The organism is Streptomyces sp. AM8-1-1 (assembly GCF_032229325.1).
GTDB classification, from domain to species: domain Bacteria; phylum Actinomycetota; class Actinomycetes; order Streptomycetales; family Streptomycetaceae; genus Streptomyces; species Streptomyces achmelvichensis.
In genome coordinates this window covers 30,503-53,989 of the sequence record NZ_CP135086.1, presented here as the reverse complement: position 1 = coordinate 53,989, position 23,487 = coordinate 30,503, and the positions used below count along the sequence as shown (strand labels likewise).

Annotated in this window: 18 protein-coding genes; 10 read left to right on the top strand and 8 right to left on the bottom strand. The window is 65.9% G+C overall.

What is annotated here, in order from left to right:
- Positions 1 to 204 precede the first annotated feature (204 nt).
- On the bottom strand, positions 205 to 2,127 hold the full coding sequence (locus tag RPQ07_RS00225; protein WP_313941905.1) for a hypothetical protein: 1,923 nt from the start codon (positions 2,125 to 2,127) through the stop codon (positions 205 to 207).
- A 310-nt stretch (positions 2,128 to 2,437) separates the two neighbouring features.
- Between RPQ07_RS00225 and RPQ07_RS00220 the strand changes: the two genes are divergently transcribed.
- Positions 2,438 to 3,061 carry a hypothetical protein gene (locus RPQ07_RS00220; protein ID WP_313941904.1) on the top strand — a complete coding sequence of 208 codons (624 nt, stop codon included), beginning with the start codon at positions 2,438 to 2,440 and terminating at the stop codon, positions 3,059 to 3,061.
- On the opposite strand, the gene RPQ07_RS00215 is transcribed toward RPQ07_RS00220, so the two are convergent.
- Positions 3,058 to 4,293, bottom strand: a complete 1,236-nt coding sequence (locus tag RPQ07_RS00215; RefSeq protein WP_313941903.1) for a hypothetical protein — start codon at positions 4,291 to 4,293, stop codon at positions 3,058 to 3,060. The two genes, RPQ07_RS00220 and RPQ07_RS00215, sit on opposite strands and share 4 nt — an antisense overlap.
- A complete protein-coding gene (locus RPQ07_RS00210; protein ID WP_313941902.1) occupies positions 4,290 to 5,393 on the bottom strand; it encodes an ImmA/IrrE family metallo-endopeptidase in 1,104 nt (367 codons plus the stop codon). Before RPQ07_RS00210 ends, RPQ07_RS00215 begins: the two co-directional genes overlap by 4 nt.
- 1,040 nt (positions 5,394 to 6,433) lie before the next feature.
- On the opposite strand from RPQ07_RS00210, the gene RPQ07_RS00205 reads away from it, so the two are divergent.
- The 4 genes from RPQ07_RS00205 to RPQ07_RS00190 all read left to right on the top strand — a co-directional run bounded on the left by RPQ07_RS00205 (position 6,434) and on the right by RPQ07_RS00190 (position 9,761).
- Positions 6,434 to 6,703, top strand: a complete 270-nt coding sequence (locus RPQ07_RS00205) for a hypothetical protein (RefSeq protein ID WP_313941901.1) — start codon at positions 6,434 to 6,436, stop codon at positions 6,701 to 6,703.
- Between the two features lie 315 nt (positions 6,704 to 7,018).
- Positions 7,019 to 7,984: a helix-turn-helix transcriptional regulator gene (locus RPQ07_RS00200; RefSeq protein WP_313941900.1), complete on the top strand. Its 966-nt coding sequence runs from the start codon at positions 7,019 to 7,021 to the stop codon at positions 7,982 to 7,984.
- Positions 7,985 to 8,016: 32 nt separating this feature from the next.
- The gene (locus tag RPQ07_RS00195; protein WP_313941899.1) at positions 8,017 to 8,553 is read left to right on the top strand and encodes a hypothetical protein; all 537 of its coding nucleotides are present in this window, start codon (positions 8,017 to 8,019) and stop codon (positions 8,551 to 8,553) included.
- A 695-nt stretch (positions 8,554 to 9,248) separates the two neighbouring features.
- Positions 9,249 to 9,761 (top strand): ATP-binding protein, encoded by a 513-nt coding sequence (locus RPQ07_RS00190; RefSeq protein ID WP_313941898.1) that lies wholly within the window; start codon positions 9,249 to 9,251, stop codon positions 9,759 to 9,761.
- Between the two features lie 149 nt (positions 9,762 to 9,910).
- Here RPQ07_RS00190 and RPQ07_RS00185 read toward each other — a convergent pair whose 3' ends face one another.
- On the bottom strand, positions 9,911 to 12,055 hold the full coding sequence (locus RPQ07_RS00185; protein WP_313941897.1) for a tetratricopeptide repeat protein: 2,145 nt from the start codon (positions 12,053 to 12,055) through the stop codon (positions 9,911 to 9,913).
- A gap of 320 nt (positions 12,056 to 12,375) precedes the next feature.
- On the opposite strand from RPQ07_RS00185, the gene RPQ07_RS00180 reads away from it, so the two are divergent.
- Positions 12,376 to 12,561, top strand: a complete 186-nt coding sequence (locus tag RPQ07_RS00180; RefSeq protein WP_313941896.1) for a hypothetical protein — start codon at positions 12,376 to 12,378, stop codon at positions 12,559 to 12,561.
- 518 nt (positions 12,562 to 13,079) lie between these two features.
- A complete protein-coding gene (locus RPQ07_RS00175; RefSeq protein WP_313941895.1) occupies positions 13,080 to 15,887 on the top strand; it encodes a hypothetical protein in 2,808 nt (935 codons plus the stop codon).
- 229 nt (positions 15,888 to 16,116) lie between these two features.
- Here RPQ07_RS00175 and RPQ07_RS00170 read toward each other — a convergent pair whose 3' ends face one another.
- Entirely contained in the window at positions 16,117 to 16,578 is a 462-nt protein-coding gene (locus tag RPQ07_RS00170; protein ID WP_313941894.1) for a hypothetical protein, read from the bottom strand.
- 190 nt (positions 16,579 to 16,768) lie between these two features.
- Here RPQ07_RS00170 and RPQ07_RS00165 point away from each other — a divergent pair, with 190 nt between their 5' ends.
- Positions 16,769 to 18,547: a trypsin-like serine peptidase gene (locus RPQ07_RS00165; RefSeq protein WP_313941893.1), complete on the top strand. Its 1,779-nt coding sequence runs from the start codon at positions 16,769 to 16,771 to the stop codon at positions 18,545 to 18,547.
- A gap of 49 nt (positions 18,548 to 18,596) precedes the next feature.
- Entirely contained in the window at positions 18,597 to 19,079 is a 483-nt protein-coding gene (locus RPQ07_RS00160) for a hypothetical protein (protein ID WP_313941892.1), read from the top strand.
- Between the two features lie 127 nt (positions 19,080 to 19,206).
- Here RPQ07_RS00160 and RPQ07_RS00155 read toward each other — a convergent pair whose 3' ends face one another.
- On the bottom strand, positions 19,207 to 19,560 hold the full coding sequence (locus RPQ07_RS00155; protein WP_313941891.1) for a DUF6207 family protein: 354 nt from the start codon (positions 19,558 to 19,560) through the stop codon (positions 19,207 to 19,209).
- 155 nt (positions 19,561 to 19,715) lie between these two features.
- A complete protein-coding gene (locus RPQ07_RS00150; protein WP_313941890.1) occupies positions 19,716 to 20,381 on the bottom strand; it encodes an HNH endonuclease family protein in 666 nt (221 codons plus the stop codon).
- A 334-nt stretch (positions 20,382 to 20,715) separates the two neighbouring features.
- Here RPQ07_RS00150 and RPQ07_RS00145 point away from each other — a divergent pair, with 334 nt between their 5' ends.
- Entirely contained in the window at positions 20,716 to 21,414 is a 699-nt protein-coding gene (locus tag RPQ07_RS00145) for a hypothetical protein (RefSeq protein ID WP_313941889.1), read from the top strand.
- A gap of 62 nt (positions 21,415 to 21,476) precedes the next feature.
- On the opposite strand, the gene RPQ07_RS00140 is transcribed toward RPQ07_RS00145, so the two are convergent.
- Positions 21,477 to 23,255, bottom strand: coding sequence for a hypothetical protein (locus RPQ07_RS00140; protein ID WP_313941888.1), 1,779 nt, complete (start codon positions 23,253 to 23,255; stop codon positions 21,477 to 21,479).
- Positions 23,256 to 23,487: the final 232 nt, after the last annotated feature.

Genomic DNA, 23,487 nt, shown 5'->3' with positions numbered 1-23,487 from the left:
TGACGACCTGCAAGAAGCGGCACCGGGCCTGGTCCGGGAAACGCTGAGGTAGCTGGTTGGCCGCGACGCTTCAGACGCTGCTGTGCAAGCACTCCTCTGCCGGGCGCGCGCGAGGCCACGCCGGGCTTCCCTCGCTCGCCTCGCCAAACTCATCGACAGGCGGCCACTGAGCAGGCTCTGTCTTTGCTGAGCCGAAGACCCTGCCTACAACGAGACCGCACTTGTTGCAGCTCTGGCCCTGAGTTGATCCCGCCAGTAGCTGGCCGCGTCCTGACCTGCCTGCATCGCGATGAACTCATCAGTCCGCTTCGTGAGCGCGACGGCGGGCGTTGTGCCCTCGGCGTAGGACTCGAGACCGAGGTTGAGTGCCCTGCCGCTCAGGAACTTGGCGTACTCGCGCACGGACTCAACTATTGCGAAGCCGGCGGGGTTGCCGTGTACCAAGGCATTCCGGACACGACCACGTCTGGCCTCCAACACGGCACCTTCGGCGGCGTAGTACTCAATCAGGGCGCGGTACTCGTTGTAGTCGCTCACACTTGCGAACATCCGCTTGATCCACGCCCGCTCGGACTCGATGCGGCAGAGCGAGAGTAGATCGTCAGAGCGGTCAGTGACGAACAGAATCCATGGGCGCGGCGGCTTGTTCGCGAGCCACTCGCGGGTCAGCTCGTCGCGCAGCTCGCTCCGAGATCCACCACCGAGGAGGCACATCTGAACGGCTCGCCGCACGTCGACCAGCCACCGAGCATGTGGCCAGCGCCTGCTCAGGAGATCAAACAAATCCTTTGGGGCGAGCGCCGCGTGCGCCGCGATGTGTTGCACTACGCGGTCCGCGAGGGGGATCACGCTGCTGATGTCGGCTTCGGAAGGCTTACGCAGCGCCATGGCACGGCTGAAGGGGTGGTCGGCGGTGGTCTGCACTTCGAGTGCGGCCGCGAGGAAACGCGGAAGCTCTCCATTGGCCAATGCTGAGGCGATGCGCGGCCCGTGTTCCTCGATCGCTCTTGCGGTGATGCCCGCGCCGTAATGATCGTCGGGGAAGCCCGTCGCATGCCCGGAGATCATGAGACTGGAAGAGCCGACCTGACCGGAGCGCAGGAGCCCGTGCTGGGCAAGGTGCGGGCGGACCCCACCAGAGTTGTGGATCGAGACGTTAAGGATCGTATTCACCATACGAACGGCACGGTTCAACGCGCCGGCTGCCGTGGTTCTGCCGAGGTCGACGCGGACCAGGAAGTCCACATCCGACTCCTCGTCGACCAGCTTGGCGACCTGGAACAGGCCACCATGCCTCACCAGCTCCCAAAGCTCTGCTCTGTGCTCGAAGTTCTGTCCCCCGGGCCCGGCGTTGGGTACCGCCCAGTAGGCATTCATGAAGGACACTCGCCCAGCGGAGAGATGCGGGAAAGCCTGGCCGCCCAGGTAGCCGAGCCACACCACGATCGGTTCGACTTTGGCGGGAGTGCTGACGTGAGCCCGGGCTCTCGCGATCCGCTCCTTCAGCGGTACGTTCTTCTGGCCGACGTGAACGTCGTGAGGATCGCGACCGTATGCGATCACCGAGACGAGATCGCGGAAGATCCGCTCCGCACTGAGGCCGCGTCTGCGCAGCTGGTCGAAGAGCAGATCAGCGATCGGGCGGTACTCCCGGCCTTCCAGTGTGCGGTCCTGTGCTGCGTCTACGAGGTCATCCCAGCTGGCGCGGACGGCTACGTCCGCGTCTAGCGCTTCGAGGAGATCCTTTGCGGCCGTGGTGACCTCGGCCCAGACGGCGCCCGTACGGGTTCCTGGTGGTTGCTTCAAGACCGCCGCGGGGCTGCGGTCGAGCCGCGAGAAGGCGGCTTGGAACTTCGCGAGTGATGGCGCGATGTGTACTCGAAGCAATGCACCGAGCGCGCCAATGGACTCGTCGAGGTCAAGCCTCAGCGACCTTCGGTTGGCGCCGTTCTTCCAGGCATCGACGCCGCTGGCAAGCTCCAGCCACTCCAGGACCTCCTCCGCGATCACGGTAAGCGGCAGAATGGTGCTGACACCGTGGTGGCGGTCGAGTGACGAGACGAGGGACTTCAACCAGTCGGGATCGTCAGCAGACCAGTGGTCGCTGACGTTGTAGTCGGTCATCATCTAGGGCCTGCCTCCACACGGTCCTGACTGCAGGCCATAGGGGCTGCTCCGTCATATCCCGCTCAGAGTAGGGGGCATGTTCGGCTGCAGACGAAGAGTTATGTTGTTGCCAGTCTGCAGCGAACCCCGCTGAGTGACTCCTGAGCCTCCTTGCGAGGAAGCGCCCGAGATCGTTGCGCGCACCTCCGTAGCACGGCAGTGGCCGTTTGGGCGTCATCTTGGACGTTTGGCTGGTGTCGTACCGCCTGGGCGGGTGGGATAGTCGGGGCCGCTGATTGCGGCCGCATCAGGATGAGGCAGGGTGGTGGGCATGGCGACGTTGGCAAGCCCGTCAGTGGGCACCTCTGTACGGGCGGCCTCGGCGGCACTTCTGGATTCCACCGCCCGCAGCGTCTCGCTGGAGCGCATGGGCAGCCAGGCCCTCATCTTCTATCGGCCCGACGACCGTGAATGCGCCCGCCGCATGAGCACCTCAGCGGGCCGGCTGGACAACATCGGTGTGCTGCAGACCCTCCTGGAGCTTCCGGTCGGCCTGCCCGTGGAGCGCACCACGCTTCCCCAGCGGCTGCAGGCCGGCATCCGCCGCCTCCCCGTCGGCGCTGCCGACCTTGACCGCAGCCAGGTCGTCCGACGCGCCGTGCGCCCCCTTGCCGTCGACCTGGCCGTCGTACGGGCCGCCACCGCCGGCTGGCGCGACGGACTGCGCCGCGCGAGCCGCTTCGCCCCCTTCTGCCGCCGTGCACTCTTCCTGGACGCCTTCCCCGCAGCACGGGAGGATCTGCTGATGGAAGCCGCGTTCTACGGTGTCGGCGTGCTGGTCCGCACCGGCACCGAGGGAACCGTGATGGCCTTGGAACCACGCCTCTATCGGCCGCAGCGGCACACACCAGCGGCATGGTGCTTCACCGAGGAGATACACCAGCAGCTGGCCTAGGGGTTGCGCGGCTCCGTACGCTCGACGCGCGGCGATTGCCGGTCGGCCGCCTCCGTGGCGCCGGACGGAGCCTTGGCCCAGCAATCGAGCTGCTTGGGCACCTTGAAGGCGTCGTGCTGGTCGACAGCCGCGTTCCAAAGCGCATAGCTGTCCACTGCCCGCCGACACCGCTCCTGCCACCAGTTGGCGCGTTCCGTGGCCTCGACGGCGTCAATAACGCGCAGCCATTCCATCAGTACGGCCGCATTGTGGGCGCCCGCCTCGACCTGCCAGTGGTTGTCAACGAAGGTGTCCAGCGGGAGTCCTCCCAGCTCATGACAGGCAGCGCACCGGCAAAGCGGCGCCTGGCCACCACCGAGCTTCTTGGCAAGCGTCTCGCCGAGGAAAAAGTCCATCAGCTCGGGAAACAGCACGTGCGGCGAGTTGGGCCCGCCCTTGGACCGCTTCGCCGGCTGTCCGGGCGGAACGATGTGCCGCACGCTGCTGGTGGCCCCGAACGCCGTGAACACCGCCCCGTGCGCCAGAGCACCGAACGCCGCCAGGTCGGCCCGCAGCAACGCCGTTCCGGGTACCTCGGCCAGCAGCCGCTTCAGATTGGCGACCGCCTTCGCAAACGAGGTCAGAGGGTCCATCTGGCCGCCGAGCATCACCGCCTTGATGCCCGGCGCGAGCTGCAGCCAGGCGATCAACTGCCCGATGGCATCATCCCTCAGCCAGCGGACATCGACCGGTACGGCGAAGATGACCCGAGGATCATCCAGCGCGATCACCCTGCGGACCGCAGCCTTCAAGGCACCTGAATCCTCCGCCTGCAAATATCCGGTCGGTGTCATCGCTGCTGTGGCCGCGTACGGATGCTCCACCTGCGCCTCGATCGACGTCAGCAGCGGATCACCGAACGTCAGCTGTCCAGAAGACACATCAGGAAAAGGATCGCTCTCACTCGCGGCCACGGTCGTGTACACCGCCGCGTCGGCCAGCAATGGGCCGCTGAACCCGTCCTGCCGCAGCCGACGGACCTTCGTCACCGCTCCTGGCCCACTGACCACCAAGCCGCTGCGCACGGGGTCCAGCTGCTGGCGTACATAGCCGACCCGCCCCACACCGGACTGCAACAGCAGCCGCCCGCGCAGCAACTGCGGCACCGTAACCGGCGTCTGGGCGGGCACGACAGCGGGCGGGTCGGGGGGATCTGCGGGATCCCGCTGCTGCGGGAAGAGCGACTCGGTCATGGCCTCACCTTCGAAGCGGACTCACCACCGCGGTCCCGTGCGGGGGTGTAGAGCTGCTGAAAGTCCTCGGGCAACAGACAGGCGCAGGACGCCAGACGCTCCAGACTCGTCCCGCGCTCAAGTGCTTCCCGGACGCTTTGCGCGACCCGCTGCGGCTGTTCGCGCGGCACCTCGACTGGCTCGGCCGTGCGATACCCGAGAGCGGACATCTCCACCATCAGACTGCGGTACTGCCAGTCGCTCACCGCACTCAGGCTGTGCGCCCTACGCAGCAGCGCAGCCATCGAAACCCGCCAGCGCCCCTTCAGTTCGGCGAGCACCGATAGGTCGATGCGACCGGTGAACACGGAGTGGATATCGCGGGCGGGCATGAGGAACTCCGAGGCGAAGTCATCGGCCTCCCGCTCCTGCGCGGCGCTGTCGCCAGGAGCACGGTGCAGCACCAGATGGCCGAGCTCATGGGCGAGGGAGAACCGGTAACGATCCCCTGGAGCCTGGTCGTTGACCAGAAGCAACGGCGCCTGAACGCCGTCCCATTGACTCACCGCGTCCAGCCGCCGACTGCCCAGGTCGCGGGAAACGACCAGAACCCCCGCCGCCTCCACCACCGAGGTCACGTCCGATACCGGCCCGGACTGCATCCTCCACGCCGTACGTACCTCCCGAGCCGCATCCTTGGCTGAGGTGAAAGCATCCACGCTCAGCGAGGGAACACTCGCCCGACCTGCGGCAGGCGGATATCGGCCACCCATGATCCCGTCCAGCTGAATGCGGGTCAAAGCGAGCTGAGCGTGCTGACGGCGCAGTGCAGTGGCCGTGAGCGATGCGCGCTTACGGTGGTGCACCAGGCCGATACCGACTCCGTGAACCTGCGGATTCAGCAGCAGCAACTCAGTCGGATAACCCAGCGCTGCCGCATACAGGTGCAACCGCTCTCCGGAGACAGCCAGCCGCCCGCTCTCCGCACGGCTGACATACCCCTGCGACACGGCGTCGCTACCGCTCTTCGTCATGGCTTGAGCCACTTCGGCCTGAGTCATCGACCTCGACTCACGGGCCAGCACCAGCATGGCCGGCTCCGCCGGACGAATACCAATCACGATCTATCACCTCGGATCAGACCTCAAAAGATTAGCCTCAAATATTCCTGCTGCAATGCCATTTGACAGAAATTCAGAAAATGCCAAGTACGCCTACAGCTGCCGCCTCAGCGGAAGACTCCAGGCCATCCCTGCCACTGCAGAAGAACCAGGACCCCGCCCACCCGCGCGCCGCCCGGAACGCTGACCGGGATCCACACCCACGCCGCTCACCCGCTCCACGCCGCGGGTACGTCGCGCTGCGGCCGTCGTGACCGGCTAAGGCGCGCCAGGCGCATCGCACACCGCTACGCCCCATTGGCTCCTGCGTGAACTGCCCGCCTGGGCCCATAGGTTCGGATGCTGGCCACCAGCTCGCGGGCCTGGACGCCCGTGACCCCTGTCCATCCGGCGCCGGGAACATCCTCGAAATCGACAGCAGACTTCATGCGTGCCGACTCCTGCGCAGCCCACCCCAAACATTCAGCGGATGCGTCATCCCGCCTCGCCACAAGAATCAACGGCCAGTCACCGCGACCGCTCGGCCCTTGAACGACCCACCGGCTGGCTCGGCCGGCTCCACACTCCGGTTCTGCGGATGGGCGCATTTGCATGTGCATGGCAGGTCGAGGCGTGCGCCGGTGGCGGGGGAGCGGCGCGGGAGCATACCCGATCTGCGGGCCTGGGCGGCATGTGTTGCCTAGGGGGTGGAATGCGGACAGTGGCGCGCGCGATTACCTCTCGGTGTCTTGAACTCGATGCCGTGTACCGGACAGAGGGCTGAATGTGACGTATCTCAGAACTGATTCGATCGTTTGGGATCGCTTTTGTGTAGGCGACGAGTGTGCAGCGATTGCATGCGAAACATGGCGCGTGTGCAGCGGCGGTCGCATTCGTCTTCTCGAAGGCGCAAGATTTGCTTAATGAACTGAAGCGGATGGCGGAGGAACGCGGCGAGCCGCTAGCGTCCATGGGCACGAGAAGACCCCGGGCGGGCTACCAACCAACTCCGGGGCCTCTCATATGCGTTGACCAACCAGCAAGAGAACAGAGGTCCCTCAGTGATCAGTCTTCCTGCCGTTCCCGGCTGGCTTCAGAAGCCGGAAGCGAGCTACGACGCTAACATTCCGCACGTTCTGGATGCCCAAACCCGCCTCGTGAGTGCCTGGGCTGGCACGGTGCAGCTCAGCGCGTTCCTCGCGCTGCTCGTTCTGCCTATCGTGCTCATCACCGGGGATTGGCAGACCCCCGACGGCGCCGTCGTCCTTGCCCTGGCATGTGCCGCCGCGCGGCGCTCCCATCTCCGCTACCTGCGACTTCAGGTCAGCTGAGGACTCCGTGGCGGCCGGCGGCCGCACCCCGGCCGCCGGCCGCCACGGTAAGAAGCACTGACCGCCGCGAATCCGGAATCCGGCCCTGCTCATCGCCGGGGAGCGATGAAGGTCTGCGGTCGCCCGGAGAGAAACGTCCAGCATGCCGCCTTGGAGGAAGCAATGCCGAACAGCGGCCCTCAGTATGGCAAGTGCTGCTACTGCAGGCAGCGTTTCGAACGGACTGGCAAGCCGGGACGAAAGCAGGAGTACTGCACCCTCCAGTGCCGCCGCCGGGCCCAGCGTGAACGCAACTCCAACACCCCACCGACCCCCGTGAATCCGCTGCCACTCGCACGGAACATCGCCGAATCCGTACAGGCTCTCGCACAGACTCTCCTGGCCTCCGAGTACGGCGAGCAAGATCTCGAGGCACTGCTGCGCCACGCCGACGAACTGACACGGGAAGTGGACTACTACATCTGTGCCGCGGTCCAGGACGCACGCAGGAAAGGGACCACCTGGGAGAAGGTCGCGGCAGCCGCTTCCGTAAGTGCGGGGACGGCGCGATCGCGCTGGGCGGAGAAGACGGTACGGCGCAGACTCGAGAGGCGCGCCGGCGAGCAGCTGGCGCTGCGACAACGTGACCCCGCCACAGCGACTGCCCCGCCCCGCACCGACGGGCAGGGCGGCGTGCCGCCGGGGGAGCGCTCCGCCAGCAAGCTGGCCGCAGCGCTGTCTCATCTGCACCGCAACAGCGGCCTGACCATCAGGCAGGTGGCCCAATCGACCGACCTGTCACCGTCGTACGTGTCCCGGATCATGTCTGGTGAACGTCTGCCGAACTGGTCCGTGGTGGAGATGCTCGCCTCTCTCTTCGAGGGTGACTCGGGCGAATTGGCCATGCTCTGGGAGAACGCTCATGGCATGACTCCGCCGGCCCGCCAACCGCTGCCCGATGCGGCCGCACGCCTCAATGCCGCGCTGCGCGGACTGTACTTGGCGGCTGCTTCACCATCGCCCACGCGCATCCACCAGGTCAGCGGCGGCACGCTCAGCATGCCCATCATTAAGGACATCCTGGCGGGCCGCACGGTCCCGGACTGGAGGACCACGGTGTCGTTCGTCCAGGCGGTCGGCGGGACCCCCACCGATATCCGCCCGCTGTGGGAGTCCGTTCACTACGCGTTCCTCGTTTTCCTCGACCCGGTTGAGGGCGACCCTCCGCTGCCGCCGCCGTTCGGCGCGGGCGACAAGAGCGGAGCGGCACGCGAAGACCAGAACCCCGGCGAGCGGTCATGAGATGGCCCCGTCCACGATTCAGGAGCATTGCGATGGCCCACCGGCCGTCCCCGCCGCATAAGCCCGTATCCCTGCCGCTGCCCCACTGCGCCATCTCGCCGCCCACCCTGACCAGTGGCCTCACCGTCGCCCTGCCGGCGGACTACATCGGGTTCTGCATGCACTACCAGGACCGCTACCTGCGCTACACCCGTGTCCGCGTGGCAGATCCGGGCCTCAGCCGGGAACTGGTCGAAACCACGCTGGGAAGCGTGGCCGTCAACTGGGCAGACCTGCTGGCCAGCCCCTGTCCCGCGGCCGAAGCGTGGGCCATCCTCGGTTCAGTCATCGCGCAGGCCGCACGCGGCCAGGCCGCGACCAGCCTCTCCAGCGTCGCCTACCGCATCCTTCCAGCGCTGCAAGCAGACGTTGTCATCCTGCGGCATCGCCTGTGCCTCAGTAACGAGCAGACCGCAGATCTTCTGGGAGTGGAGGAGTCGGTCGTGACCAGCCAACTGCGCATGGCCCACCGCACGATGTCCGGGCATCCGGAGCACTCGCCGATCCCGGCAGCCACGGGACTCCTGTGACGTTAACCAAACCTTTCAGGTTACTGCTCCATCCCCCGTCCACACTGGGCAATGGCCCAAGACACCGGTCCTCCCTACGATGGGTAACACGTAGTCGGCGTGCCGTGTTGACACGGCGGTGAGGGGCCGGATGGACAAGCACAGAACACCGCTTTCCCGCCCCATCGATGGGACACGGTCCAGCGTGAACCGTAGGGGCAGCTGCCACTTCTGCGGGAAAGTCAACTACCCAGCCGGCCGCCCGGGCCGGAGCGGCACTTCTCGAATACGCCCCCCAGTGCCCATTCGCTGACCGGCAGCCGCAGCCTCCTCCAACGGCCCTCGGAGCTCAGCGAGTTGCGTTGCCCACCCGCCCGACAGGGCAGCGAACTCAGTCCCACGGCGCCGGCTCGCTCTTGATTCTGGCCCTCCTGAAGCGTGTTCACCGAAACCTCGCTGACGGCCGGCTGCATTGCCATGCTTCTTTCGCCAACGCGCCCGAAGCCCTTCCTGCCGGTGAGTGGCTGGAAAGCTACCGCGCGCGCATACGTTCTCCCTTCACCGTGTGGATGCAATTTCAGAAGCAATTGCATCCACGGGCGTGGAGCGACGATACTGGCCCGGGCCAGGCATTCTTATGGCTGCCGATCCGGGCGGCTGCGGGGAGATGAGTAGTGCCGACACAACCCACGACTGCAGCGTGTCACGCAAAGAATGTGAACGACGTTTCGGATCCGGTTGAACCGGCAGCCTCGGCAGGAGCGATGCCGGATATTTCCGGAGAGGGCGACTGGGGACTTCTGCTGGGCATCAGTGCCGCCGAGTTCAGCGCCCACCGCTTCAGCGCAGACTCGGCCGGACTGCACCATGCCCGCCTATTCGCCCGAAATATCTTGGAGGAATGGGGGCTCTCCTCCTGCGCCGACGACGCGGTCATCGTGGTTGGCGAGCTGATTGCCAACGCCGCCAGACATGCCCTCGAACTCGAGGACCGCGACGGCCATGCCGCCACCGCCTGGCTGGGGCTGGTCCGCAGGCAGCAGGCGGTCATATGCGCCGTGGCGGATCCGAGCCCCTGCGCACCCGAACCTCAGCAGCCAGGGCACCTCAGCGAATCGGGCCGCGGACTGCGCATCGTCGAAGCCATCAGCTCCTCCTGGGGCTGCTCGCCGCCGCAGCGCTCAGGGAAAATGGTCTGGGCGCGCGTGCTGGCGGAGCCGGAACCGTGACGCGTCACGGGTCGGACTCGTGGTCAATCACGCTCACGACCGCAGCACGAGGGTGTCGTGCGCCTGGCCCTCGGAGGGAAGCGACGACCAGCAGCCCCTAAGCGCGGGTCAACAGGCGTGGGCTGGGAGCTGCCGGGCCTAAGCTCCAGTTAGCCAGGGTGCATCTCGCCCGGAGCGGACCGGGGCAGCGACAGACGGGCTAGCGCACTGCGGGCGCTGGGATAGCCGGAATCGGCCGCTCGTTGGTACCACTCGGTGGCTTCTTCGACGCGTCCGGTCTCTTCCAGGACGTCCGCCACGAGCAGCTCGGCTCCCAGGTATTCATGGTTCGCCAAGAACATGAGCCAGGTCACTGCCTCTTCGACCTGATCGTCCTGCTGCATCAGGTCGACTGCACGACCCAGAGCGCCTGGACGGTGCTGTTCGGCGAGGCCGCGCATCCACGGGATGATGCCGGCGTCCTGGCCGGTGTGCTGGAGCAGGGTAATCGCGGTGTCCAGAAGGTCGAGGTCCGTCTGCTCCGCGAGTTGCTTCACCCAGACGGCGGCTGCACCGGATTGGTCCTGGCGGAGCATGAGGTCGACAACGGTCGATACCGAGGGAAGGTGGCCTTGGGCCGCCGCCGCCTGATACTCCTGCACGGCCTCGTCCAAGCGCCCGAGTTGCTTCAGCAGTCCAGCGGCCCTTCTGCGGGCTGTCGCGTAGGCGCTGCCCTCTGCCGCGCGCTGGTACATGGTGAGCGCATCCGTGAGCCGGCCTGCACTGTGGAGGATCTCCGCGGCTTCCCACGCAGCGGCGTGGTCCCCGATCTCAGCTGCCTTCAAGGCGAACCGCAAGTGATCTGCGGGCTGGCCGAGGGCGCGTGCGGAGCGGCCCAGGGCGAACAGGTCCTCGGGGTGGGCGTGTTGGAACGCCGCCTCCCACAACGCTTGGGGAACGGGCTTGCGATACCGGGTTTCGCGGCCGTGCTGCTCCAGGTAGTCCGCCAGGCGGTAGTGCGGGGGGTCGACAGCCGCCTGACCAGGACGAGGTCTGATCCGGGTCAGTGCTCCCCGGGCCCCGTGACACGGCTGGGACGCGTAGGCCAGTGCTTCTTCGAACCAGTCGTCGCTGGCCTGATCCCACTCTTGATCAGTGAGGTATCCCGGCGCGGCAGCCACGAGCAGGGGGTGGGGTAGCGCGAGGCCGGCGCCGAGCCGCCGTGCGTCCATGGCTGCTTCCAGTACTGCTCGTGCAGGGGGAGGGGCGTTGCGGTAGCGCTCCAGCAACGACGGCGCTCCGGCCAGATACTGAGTGACTTGGCCGTCGGCGGCCCTCTGGGCGGCATAGAGCAGGCGGGGATCGCGAGCACTGTCCCTGCGGAGGGTGACCATGTCGGCTTTTGAGAACGTCGACGGCACCGAGATGTTCGTACCCGCGAGCAACTTCCTGGCCTGCTCATGGGCGTCCGGAGACTGTGGCTTGGGCAGCGCGGTGAGCGTGTCCCAGTACTCGGGCCAGATCGTGCCCAGCACCAGGACAGGCCGACGGGCTTGATCCTGCAGCAGCGCCCGCAGGCCAGCGGCCACACGCTCGCCCAGGGCACCGGTCGACGGCAACAGGTAGTGCTGCGCCTCATTCAGCCAGACAACGGTGCGCGGGCCGACCTTCTGGATGTCAGCCAATGCGGACTCCGGCCGGGTGGGATCAAAGGGATGCCACAACCGCCAACCCTCACCGAGCAGTTGAACTGCTTCCCAACACGCTCGGGTCTTTCCGCACGACGAACTGCCCACCAGCATCGCCATCCCGCTGTGCCCAGTCACGCCCCGGAGAACCAGCCCACGCAGATCCTCGTCGTGGGCCCGCGGAATGTACGGAGTAAGGGCGGGCAGCGAGGAGAGACCCTTCGACCTGGCGGCGCCCACAATCGGGTCGTAGTCGTCGTAGCGCAGGGTGCGGCTGCCCTGGAACCACTGCCCCGGCGTCGCGTCAACACTGTGGTGGACCTCCAGGTCGAATGGGTCCAGCTGGTCGATGGCACGCCCCACGGCCGTGGCGATGCGATGCTCGCCGAGTGCGGCTTCGGCCTGAGCCCGCTGCACGCCGGCCCGCACCGTGTCGGCCCTGTGCCGCGCCACCGCCGAGTGCTGATCACGCCACCACAGGGGGTCGAGCACATGCGCTTCGGATGCCGCCGGCTCGAAACCTTCGGCAGCAGCCGCAGCACGCAACTGCTCCACCACCTTGACCAGAGCGTCGACCTGCTGGGGGAAGCGGCTGCCATCCAGCCACGCCCCGATCGTCGTCGCCACAGGCCCCCCAGCGCCCCGTGACAAGGCCCGCAGACTGACACGCCGCGCGAGGTGCTCGCCATGGATGGCGCCGAGCCGCTGCATAGCAGCGAAGAAGGCTTCCTCGCTCCGTGCACTCACTGCGCTGTCCCACCCCCTGTCCTGCCCAGACACCACACTTGGACACCCGCGAACTCTACGACCTCAGACCATTGTTGTTGGGCAGGTTGCGCGCAACCTGCCACTGAATAGCTGCTGGACACCGCCTCGCACAGACATCGTCGTTGCCAGGCCGCACAGAGAGGCCTTCTCCCACGACGACACCCTCCAAGGAGCACCCCATGGGCATCGAACCGTCCGTCTTGGTCATCCCCGGCGCACTGGGCATCATCGCCTTTGCGCTTCTGTACGCCGGAGTCATTCTCCCCACCATCTGGTCCCGCCACCCCGACCGCCGAGCAGCCGCACACCGCACCCTCGACACGCTGCTCAAGGCACGCCACAGGCTCCGCCGTAACCGACTCTGAGATCATTTCTGGAGACGTGGTGTCCTACCCGTAGGCATCAGCGGACCCTGCTTTTGGGCCGTTCGCAGCGCACACTGCAAGCCGCGAGGCATTACCCGGGCGCCTTCACCGGGCGGGGCGGCTCAGCTTCGCGAACTGGGCCAGCCACGACTATCTCACTCGGTCGTCGACGGGCCTGGATACGATCACCGGCGTGTGATCGCGGCCATTACATCCCTCGTCACCACCATCGTCGCGTGGTCGGTGCACCGACGGTCCACATGCAGGCCCGCACAGCACGCCTATCAGCGGAGGCCGATGAGCGGGCACAGCTGCAACACACCCGACGAACAAGCCAGCACGTTGACCGACGACGCGGTATACCGCACAACGTGACGGAATCCGGCACGCCTCGCGCCTCAGCTGTCTGCATCAGAGCGGACAGGGCAAACTGCGCCACCTTCGCAGGACACGCTCCGGCTCTCTGCTTCTGAGCGCTAGCATCCGCAGGTTCTGGCACTTGGGGGAAGGGCGAGCAGATGCTGCCGTTACAGGACCGGCTGGAGCCGTGGGGAGCTAAGGCAGAGGACTTCCTGAGCGGAAGCGACAAGATCGGGATCTATCGCCGGTGTGTGCGGACCGCGCTCGCCGATCCGGAGACGCAGCGGCTGCTGGGAAAACGGGACGGTGTGACCCGGGAGGCCGTCTTTGAGCGAATGAGTACGCCCCGATACCACCGCTACGCCACCATCCGATGCCCATCTACCGACTTGGACGAGGCGGTAGAGAAGCTGGATGAACTCTTTGAGAACCACGAGAGGGCCGCCAGCAGGACCGAGTGGAACTGGCGGGTGGTCTGCTCCCTGACCGCAGGTGGAGCCATTGCCGTTCTCTACTTCGGCGGCCTGATCGCCCTCGTTGCCGCGGCTCTGACCATGGCCGTGGTGATGTTTGCGTTGTTCTGGCGCGGATCCTCGGTGTGGTTCAACTTCGGACACTGTTTGGTTGCCGCCGGCCTTGGCTTCTCCTGGCTGGTGCAACGCTTCGAGGTCGGAGTGTGCGCCGCTCGCTGGGGAGAGGAATTGCAGGACGCGGGCACAAGCCCGGTCGTTACCGATCTGGTCCGCCACATGCTGGGCGATGACCCAGACTCCTTGTTCGTTCCCGAGGACTACGACTGGGGCCTGCGCGCACCGCGGGCACCCGGCTACATCGTCGAGAACGGGGCCAGGCGGCAGCTTGAGCGCAAACTCTCGCACATCGAGGACGGCACCATCGCCGTCTGCGGCCCACGGGGCGCGGGGAAGACGACACTCTTGGAGCAGAGCGTCAAGAAGGCCGGCTTCGGCGTGATTGTCCAGGCTCCGGCTACCTACACTCCGCACGACTTCCTGCTGTCGTTGTCGGTGCAGCTGAGTGAGAGGTACATGCGCGACCAGGGTTACGAGCCGCCTGAGTTCACACGGCTGTCCCCGGCGCGCAGGGTCCTGCGGCGATTGAAGCACCGAGCCCAGCGACTGGCACGGTGGAGCTCCTTTGCCCTCCCGGCCGCCGCCCTCTTGGTGCTGGGCCTGTCCGCTTCGGTGCGTGTTCTCTATACGCAGTACGCCGCGTCCGTCACCGCCTCTGTCCGCACGTTCGCCGAGTCGATCCACCACGATGTGGTGGACATTTGGCAGGGTCACGCGATCCTCGCCAGCGTGATGGTTACGACTGCTGGAGTCGTCTGGTGGCGGACGCGGCACACGGCCTGGCTGCTCCGCCTGTTGGGGCGGATGTGCGTGAGCGGCAGTCGGCCTCTTGGTCTGCTCCTGGTCTGGCTGTCCGCTGCCTCGGTGCTCTTCGACGACGAGCTCCGTCAGCAGGCCCAGCGGATGCAGCACACTCAGCCGGACGAGCTGGCCAGGGCCGGGGCATACGTGCTGTTTCTCTTGTTCGTGTGGGGGCTCCTGCGCCTTGCCCGTGACTCCGGCGTCGAGTTCCCTCTCGGACGATGGCACATCTCCCTGAAGAACGTCTTCCGCCCCTTGGCTGCGGCCGCCGGGACGTACCTGCTGCTGTACGCCATCGACAACCCGCAGACGCGCACTCTCCTGTCAGACACCGAGAATCCACTGCGGCTCGCCGGCGTCATTGCCGGAGTCCTGCTGTCGAAGGCGGGGGACTGGAGCCCGCAGCCCGAGGAACCAGAACTGGTCACCCGGTGCCGCAACCACCTCTACCGTCTCCAGACAATCCAGCAAGCCACCAACGGGTTCACTACCGGCGGTGCCGCCCAGATCCTGAGCCTGGGCACCAACCACACCACGTCCGTCTCCACCGTTCCGCCGAATTACCCAGAACTGGTCGACGAGTTTCGCGAACTGCTCAGGTGCATCGCCACGGACAGAGCCAGACAGGGCAAGACCGTAGTGATCGCCATCGATGAGGTCGACCGCCTCGGCACGGACACCCAGGCGCTGGCCTTCCTCAGCGAAATCAAGGCCATTCTGGGCGTGCCCGACGTCTACTACCTCATCTCCGTAGCCGAAGACGTCGGGGCTGCGTTCGTTCGCCGGGGCCTGCCACACCGGGACGTCACCGACAGCTCCCTGGACGACATCATCCACGTCCAGCCCAGCACTCTCGAAGAATCGCGCGCGATCCTCGCGAAACGCTCCCAGTCTCTGAAAATCCCCTATGTCATGCTCGCCCATGCCCTGTCCGGGGGAATCACCCGTGACCTGCTCCGCTATGGGCTGCAGATCCGCGAGATACAGGACAAGACACAGTCCCACGAGCTGACCAAACTCTCCCGCCACCTTGTTCTGGAGGAGGTGGCTGAGACGTTCGGAGGCTTCCGGACTCTGCTGAGCAAACAGCAATGGACCCACGAGACCAGTGACGTCCTTGCCTCGTTCCGTACTCTGTGCGGCTATCTGCGCGACCCCTGCCCCTGCAGCGAGGCCGAGATGCTGCACGCTTTGGACCAGTTCGCCTTCTACGCTCTCGCCGCGAGGACACAAGCCGACCCCGGTGACGACTCCGCAGCCAGCAGAGAACTCACCAGCGACGCCCGCCAACTCATCGACGAGGCCTCCGCATACGCCTACTTCTCGCTCACCCTGCTCGACATCTTCAGCTCCGAAGGCCTCGAGCGCCGCACCCAGCTGGCGGCCGCACACGGGCCGGAGGGAGACCCGGAACGGCTGGCCGATGCCCGGCAAGAGCTGGGCATCTCCCCCTACAGCGCACGCCCACTGATAGACACCATCCGCAAGGCTTGGTCATTACCCCTGGCCCCAACTACCAGCAGCCACACTCCGTCCCTACCTGCCGGATGCCCACGCCATCACCGCCACGCATGACCTCCCGAACGACTCGGCCGTATCACGATCCCAGGCATGGGTAGTGCACAGCATCACTGCGCCAGCGTCACGGCAGCCGATGCCGCCCGAGCAGCCGAAGCGCCCTCGCGCCCCGCCGGTCCGGGGCGGTCGACGACGGTGTGCTCTGGGAGACGCACGTGGGGGGTGCGGACCGGCACTCCGACTTGGAGCAGGTGGCAGTGATGCGGCGTCTCACGGGGAGATGGAGTCACGAGGGGCGACTGCCCTTTGCGGTTCGCCGTCGAGCGGCCAGCACTGCCGCTGCGGCTATTGCAGCGGCTCCGGCACCCAGAGCGACCCCGTAGCTGAATCCCCATCTGCTCGTCTTGCTCTCCTGGAGAGCTTCTACGTGCAACTCGCTCCACACAACGGTGGAGTCGTAGTCGCAGACGCTGTCCCTGTCTTCTTCGTTCCAGCATGGGACATCGCGGTAGGTCAAGGTGAACTTGGCCTTGTACGTGCCTGGTTTGACCTTGGCGACAGCGTGCGCTGCTCCGACCCAGGCGCGACCGGTGTCTCCGAGGACGCTGTCCTCCGCGAGCGCTGGGCTGGACACCGTCACGCCGGACGGGTGCGGGTTTCCCGGCCGTTCCTTCACGCTGACGCTGACGTACCCGCCGGGGCTGACCGAGCCGGCGAACGTGGCGTCCCCACTGTCGGGGAAGGGCACTTGGTCTGCCCACCCTGGCCCTGAAGCGACGATCAAGAATGAGCCAGCTAAAGCCAGAACGTGGCTGACACGCCACCTATTCAACATGCTTCCCCCTTTACGTAACGCATGATCTTACGATCATGGCGCATTCAAGGGGGATCACGCCACACAGAGTGATCTGCCTCTCTTTTGACCACGGAGAAGCAACGTGCACATACGAAAAACGCTCGCGGTCCTCGTGAGCGGACTGGCGCTTGCGGTGCTGCCGCTACCGCAAGCCCATGCGGAACCCGCACCACCGCCCACACCCGTCCCGGCCGCGGGAGACAACGATGCCCGCGGATTCACCCCTGCTGACGCGGACGCCTACTGGACGCCCGAGAGGATGCGCGCGGCGCAGCCGGTAGAAGGCGGAAAGAGCAACGGCGGTCCTGCACCACGCGGATTAGCGGCATCACCCAGCAAGCAGTTCGAAGGCATTCCGATTGTCGGGACCTTCTTCTTCAGCGACGGCACCGACACGGGCCGATTCTGCGGAGGAACGGTCGTCAGTAGCCCAGGCAAGAATCTCGCCATGAGCGCCGGGCACTGCTTCGACGACCAGGACGCACGCAAGAATCTGACGTTCGTTCCGCAGTACGACAATGGAAAGAAGCCCTTCGGGGCTTTCACCGTCAAGCCGGGCCGGATCTACGTCGACAGCCGCTATCTGGCACAGGGCCCTGATGCCGCGGCCGACCTCGACTTCAACTTCCTGCAGCTGGAACCCCGCGGCGGCAAGAACATCCAGGACGTCGTCGGCGCCGCAGAACTCCAGATCAACGCCGGCTACGAGCACAAGCCCGTCCGTCTCATCGGCTACCCCAACGTGCTGCAGCGACCACTGGACTGCACCGACAAGACCGTCCGCTACAACAGCACCGACGCCAAAATCCCCGGCAGCTTCCTCCGTATCGAGTGCAAGGCCTACTCGGGCGGAGCCTCCGGCGGCCCGTTCCTCGTCAAGAAGGGGAACGGCTGGGGACTCATCGGGGTCATCGGCGGCTGGCACACCGGCGGCAATGTCGACGACGTCTCCTACAGCTCCTATCTCGACGCAGACGCCAAGAAGCTCTACGACGACGCCGTCAACAACCGTCCCCCGGCCGGCCGTGGCGTCCTGGGATCCGCATCGACTTGGCAGCACGCCGAGGTGCTGGCCGGCGGCTACTTCACACAGAGCAACGCGGGCGGCTTCGACTACTCCGACCTCGTCGTGCGCTGGTCGGACGGCGAACTCACCCTCTACAGAGGCGCCGGAGAAGACGAGGACAACTTCGACAAGGAGATACGACTCGCCGGCCCAGGAGGTATATGGAGCCACGCGGAGAGCATCGCCGCAGGCGACTTCACCGGCGAAGACACTGACGACCTCATGGTCCGCTGGACCGACGGAGAACTCACTCTCTACCCCGACGTCGATGAACAGGGCTTCCACGGTGAACACCAGATCCAGCCACCCAACGCCCTGTGGAAACACGCCGTGTCCATCACCGCCGGCCGCTACACCACCGGCAGCAAATGGACCGACGACCTCCTGGTGCGCTGGACCGACGGCGAAGTCTCCCTCTACACCGACATGAACAAGGACGGCTTCCACGGCGAGAAGAAGCTCGCCGCAGGCAACAGCGTCTGGAAACACGCCACCAGCATCGCCGCCGGAGACTTCACCGGAAACGACCAGTGGGACCTCATGGTCCGCTGGAAGGACGGCGAACTCACCATCTACAAGGACATCGACCAAACCGGCCTGCACGGCGAAGTCCAGGTCAAGAAGCCCAACGACCTCTGGACCCACGCCACCGTCATCGCCGCCGGCGACTACACCGAAAACGACCACCCCGACGACTTCATCGTCCGCTGGTCCGATGGCGAAGTGTCCCTCTACCCCGATGCTGACGAAGCCGGACTCAGCCGCGAAATCACACTCGTCTACCCGCCAGCCTGACGCACGCCGAACACCACACCGCAGATTCCATCAGCCAGAAAGGAACACCATGAATTCCCTCACAAAAGCACTCTCTGTAGTGAGCATCGCAATGGGATCCCTCCTGCTAAGTTCAGGACCGGCCCTGGCCAGCATCTCTACACCGGACATCGTCGCATGGCACGAAGTCGGAGAAACCAATGCCAACTGGAAATGCGGAACAGTCACAGACCACCCGGCTGCAGACGGCATTCGATTCCGGGCATGCATCATCCGAAATGAAATGGACATGGCTCAAGCCGTACTCGTCCTGGTCAATAACTCCGGAAGAAAGGTGCAGATACACGGTGAAACGAATACGACTATAAGGACAAGCTGGAACCCGAGCAGGAAGAACCTCGCGGACGTAGACTGCGCCTCATCGCCTCTGAATACAGGTTTCCAAGTGGGCTGCTTCTCCAGAACGAAGCGTGTTGAGCCCTCGCTTTCTGTGAAAATGAGACTCAACATTAACGGCCACGTAAAAACCATAGAATACTCCCGGCCGGACTAAGCGGCAGGCAGGCTCCCGATGCTGGGGTGAGGGTTTCCGGCACTTTGCGTAGGGATCGCATCCTGCTGGCTTGCCTGGTGGTGGGCATGACTTTCGCCTGCCGCTGGGTAAGCCGTCCCGATCGGACCTATAGACGAGGTGGGGCGGGAAGCGGCGCAGCGGGACGCGCAGCGGCCGGGATGTAAGGGCTGCGGGCAGAAGTTGACCGATGGACGGCGACGGTTTCGGTCGACGAACGGCATCTCTGAAGCCTGCGCGTCATGGCGGAAAATCCTGGCAGGCCAAGGAACTTAGGCGTGCGGAGCCCGCTGCGGCGCATGTCTGCGTACATGCGGAGCGTGACGCCAGCCTGGCCTGGCACGCGCCGGACCTCGTCCGGCCGGGAGGTGGCCCACTGGCTGTCCATTTCGGCGACGGCGCCGAGTGCGGTGGCTGCGTCCGCGGCGGTGATGTCGATGACGATCAAACCGGGTTCCGTCACGTTGGTTCACGGACGCCGCGATCACGACCCGTGCGGGTGAATGGCGGCAGGCCCGGAGGCGGCGTGGGGCGTTCGGCGTGCGGCCCTGACACGACGAAACCCTGCATGCGGTCCCGCCCGCCCGGCGCCGGGACCGCATGCAGTGTGCGCAGGTTCTATGGCGCGGGGGTGTAGATGACGGCCGCGTCCTCGCACGGTCCGTCGGCGAACAACTTGAGTGCCTCGATCTCGTCGGTGTCGGCGGCGAGTTGCCAGCGGAGCTTGGTGGCGACCCATTCGGTCAGGTAGCGGCAGTGCGATTCGGCGGCCGGCGGCAGCCACTGAGCGGGGTCCTGGTCTGCCTTGGAGCGGTTCGTGCGGGCGGTGACGGCGACCAGGGAGGTCTCGGCGTGCTGGTCGTTGGCGTAGGCCTCGCGTCGTGCGGGGGTCCAGGCGGAAGCGCCGGAATCCCAGGCTTCGGCGAGGGGGACCATGTGGTCAATGTCGAGACTGCCCGCGTCGGTGACGAACTGCCCGTCGTAGTAGGACAGCCACCGTCCACCGGTGATGCGGCATCCCGGCGCGACATCCGGCCGCTCGATCGCTTCGGCGAGCAGGACCTCGTTACGGGTGTGGCAGCCGTCCGCGGGATCCAGGCCGGTGTTCCAGTGCTTGAAGCTGGTGCGCTGATATCCCTCCCGGCTCTCCGGCGCGATCGGCAGTCTGCCGACCGCGTCGGCGAGCGTGGCGACTTCGGCGGCTTGTGCGGGCGGGGCGGGTGCAAGGAGAGGAATCAGGGCGAGGGTGAGCGCGCTGAAGCCGCGCGTCAGGTTCTTGATCACTCCCGTTTGATAGCGGTCGCCCGCAGGGCGTTTCACGCTGCTGGAGTCCGCTCTCACCCGTGCGGACGTAGATGTTCACCGCAGAAACGATCAATTGCCGGGCTGGCTCGGTGCCTCAGGATGGGGTAGTCGGGGGTCGCTGGCGGGATGGCTCCTTGAGTGGGGCGTCTTCGGCGCAACGTGGCCTGAGCTTCGGGCGATCGCTTGCATGGAGGGCGGCGATGCTGTCCACGCTCCGTGCGGATCTCTCGCCGCTCACGAGCCGATCCCGGTCGGAGTGCGCGTGACGTTCTTCAGCCGTTGATGCTTCCTTGCCCGCCGATAGGTTGGCCCGATGAGCGAGCAGCGGAATGTAGAGGATGAAGCGGCTGGACTGCGGTGGATCGGGGTGCACAGCTACGAGAAGCCGCAAAGCGGCGCGCCCGGGATGCGTGGCAGCATCTCGCTGACAGCCGCTCGCGGCGTGGAAGCCGAGGAGTTCCTTATCCGTTTGGGAGCGGACCGTGAACAGCTCCGGTGCCAGGATCTGTACAAGGAGCGGGATGAGTTGACGATTTCCTCTGGTGTGGACGGGCACGTCAGCCGTGCGATGTACGGCACCTGCGGGGACTGGGTGTACGTCCTGGAGGACCAGGGCTGGGCGACCTGGTTCATGGGCTACCGGAGCGTGGCCGCGATGCAGCCGCTCATCGGGGAGGAGATCGTCTGCCTCACACTGAACCACCACGATGCTCCGTCTTTGATCCTCCACGCCCCACGGGATGGGAACGTACGGGAGGCCGAGTTCCGAGGGGACGCGGATTGGTCGCCGGAGCTCGACGCCGCATTGCGCGCGGCGGGCGCCGTGTTTCCCTCTCTGTACGACGGCGTGTCCACCGAGGAAGAGGTGGAGCTGTACTACGAGGAACACGCGGATGAGATCCCCGCCCGGGTGTTCGCCGGCGTCGGCCGCTACTGCAGCCTGTCGATCGACCGCGCCACGGTCGAGCGCGGCATGCTCCCGCTGGCTCTTCTTCCCGCGCCGCTGATCTGACCTGGCCGGCCGGTGGGGACGCACACGCTGGGCGCCCCCACCGGCCCTTCAGATGGTGGCCGCTACTTCGCGGTCATCGTGCAGATGACGGGGTTCACCGGCTTGCCGAACGCGTCGGTGGCCGCGCAGCTCCCGGTCATACGGGTGTTGAGCCAGTAGGCGTCCCTGTCCATGATGCGCATCTGCTTCATGAACGAGTTGAAGTTCCCGCCCATCGACTCCTGGTTGTGGATTCCGGAGATGGCCGAGCGCCCGCACACCTCGTGGAACGTCGGCACGACGCCGTTGTCGATGTTGTACAGGTGCACCTTCGTCCCGTGCTTCTTCGCGAAGGACTGTACGCAGGCTTTCCCGTTCGGGATGCCCGTGGTGCTGCCCGTGGGGACGGCCTCGTTCAGGCCGCCCTCGCTCTTCTTCATACCGCCGCTGTTGTAGGAGGAGGCGAAGGCGAACTCGTCACAGTTCAGCTTGTCCGACGCATCGTCCAGCGCGCTGGCGTCGCCGTTCTCCGCAGCCCACTTGTCGGGGCAGATGCGGGCGCGGTTCCTCGTGTTCTGCGCCTCATCGCCCATGTAGTACAACGGCTTGTTGTTCGCCTCGGAGCCGGCGTGGTTCGGCAGCACAGTCTGGATGAGCCATGCGTGCGCCGCGGCCTGCGGGTACCTCTTGGCGTTGAACACGTAACTCGGGGCCGAGTTGACAAAGACACAGCCGGCGGAGCCCCACTTTGTCTTGAAAGTGTCGCAGCGGATCTGGTCAAGGTCGGGAGTGTCCTGCCAGTAGCCCTTGCTCCACTGGTAGTTGACCTTCTGCACGCTGCCGGGGGAAAGAACCTGCCCCTCGATCTTGACGTCCGGCTTGTACACGTACTTCATGTCGGCTGCGGACGCGTCCCACGTGTACTTCGTGGTCAGTGACGCGGTGTGCGTGTCGCCGGGCTTCCAGGTCGGGGTGGCCGTCCAGTCCCCGCCTTGGGGCTCGATCGGCTTGCACGAGCCCTGGCAGATGTGGCCGTTGAACGCGGACAGGGCGATGCCGCCGTCGAAGTCACCCGGGATGTTGACCCCCTTGATCGTGAGGGTTTCGGTGAAGCTGTCCGGGCCGTCCAGGCGGAGCGTGCGGGTGAACTGGAAATCAGCCTTCGCCGTGGGGTCGTCGTCGGGGCCCAGGTAGTAGGTGACCGGCCGGCTGTCGCATTCCTTGAACCGGTCGGCGTAGGCCCCCATGGAGCCGTTCTCGCACCAGCCCGCGTCGCGCGTGCCCCTGGATTTGGCGGGCTTGTCCGGGGTCGGGGCGATACACACCCGGCGGCCGGCGGCGTCGGTCGGACCGCACTGCTTCGCGGCCTTGTAGGTACTGCGCGTGACGCTGCCAGAGGCCAACGGCTTGGTCTGCTGGCTGTTGGGTGCCGTGGTGAAGCCTGGATTCGGCGCGTCATAGACCGGCGCCGGAAGCGTCAGGTCCACCGGCAGCTCGATACGCAGCCTCGCCCACGGCGACCACGACGTCTCGTACAGGGAGCCGTCGTAGGCGCTCGTGTGGAAGACGTAGTCGACGTTCGGACTCAACCACTTCGGGTCGATCGTCACCGTGGCTGCAGTCCCGGAGTTGACGTAGCCGGAGACCTTCACGCCGAACTCGTTGTCATCGATCTTGACTTTGGTTTTGGGCTTGCCGCCGGCGTCGACGGTCCACACCTCGAAGGTGAGGTTGGCTTTGTCGCCGTCGGCGTCGGTGACCGTGTTCCGCAGCTGGACCTTGCGGGTGTTCACGCTCCAGGTGCCCAGCCCCTCGTCGACCTGCTTCCAGGCCGGCCCGGCCGACGGGTTCTTGCCCGACACCGGACGGGCTCCGGCCCTGACTTCTTTCTCGGGTCCGGCACCGGGCCGTGTGGACGGTGCGGCGTTGGGATCGGGGTTCGGATCGAAGGAACCGGCGGATGCGGTGCCCGCCAAGCCGGACCCCAAAAGCAGGACGGTGGCGGCGCCACAGGCTAAGCGGGACAGGACTCGTCTTTTTCTGGAGTTTCCAGACAAGAGATGTGTTCCCTTCTGGCCCCACCCCCTTTGTGCT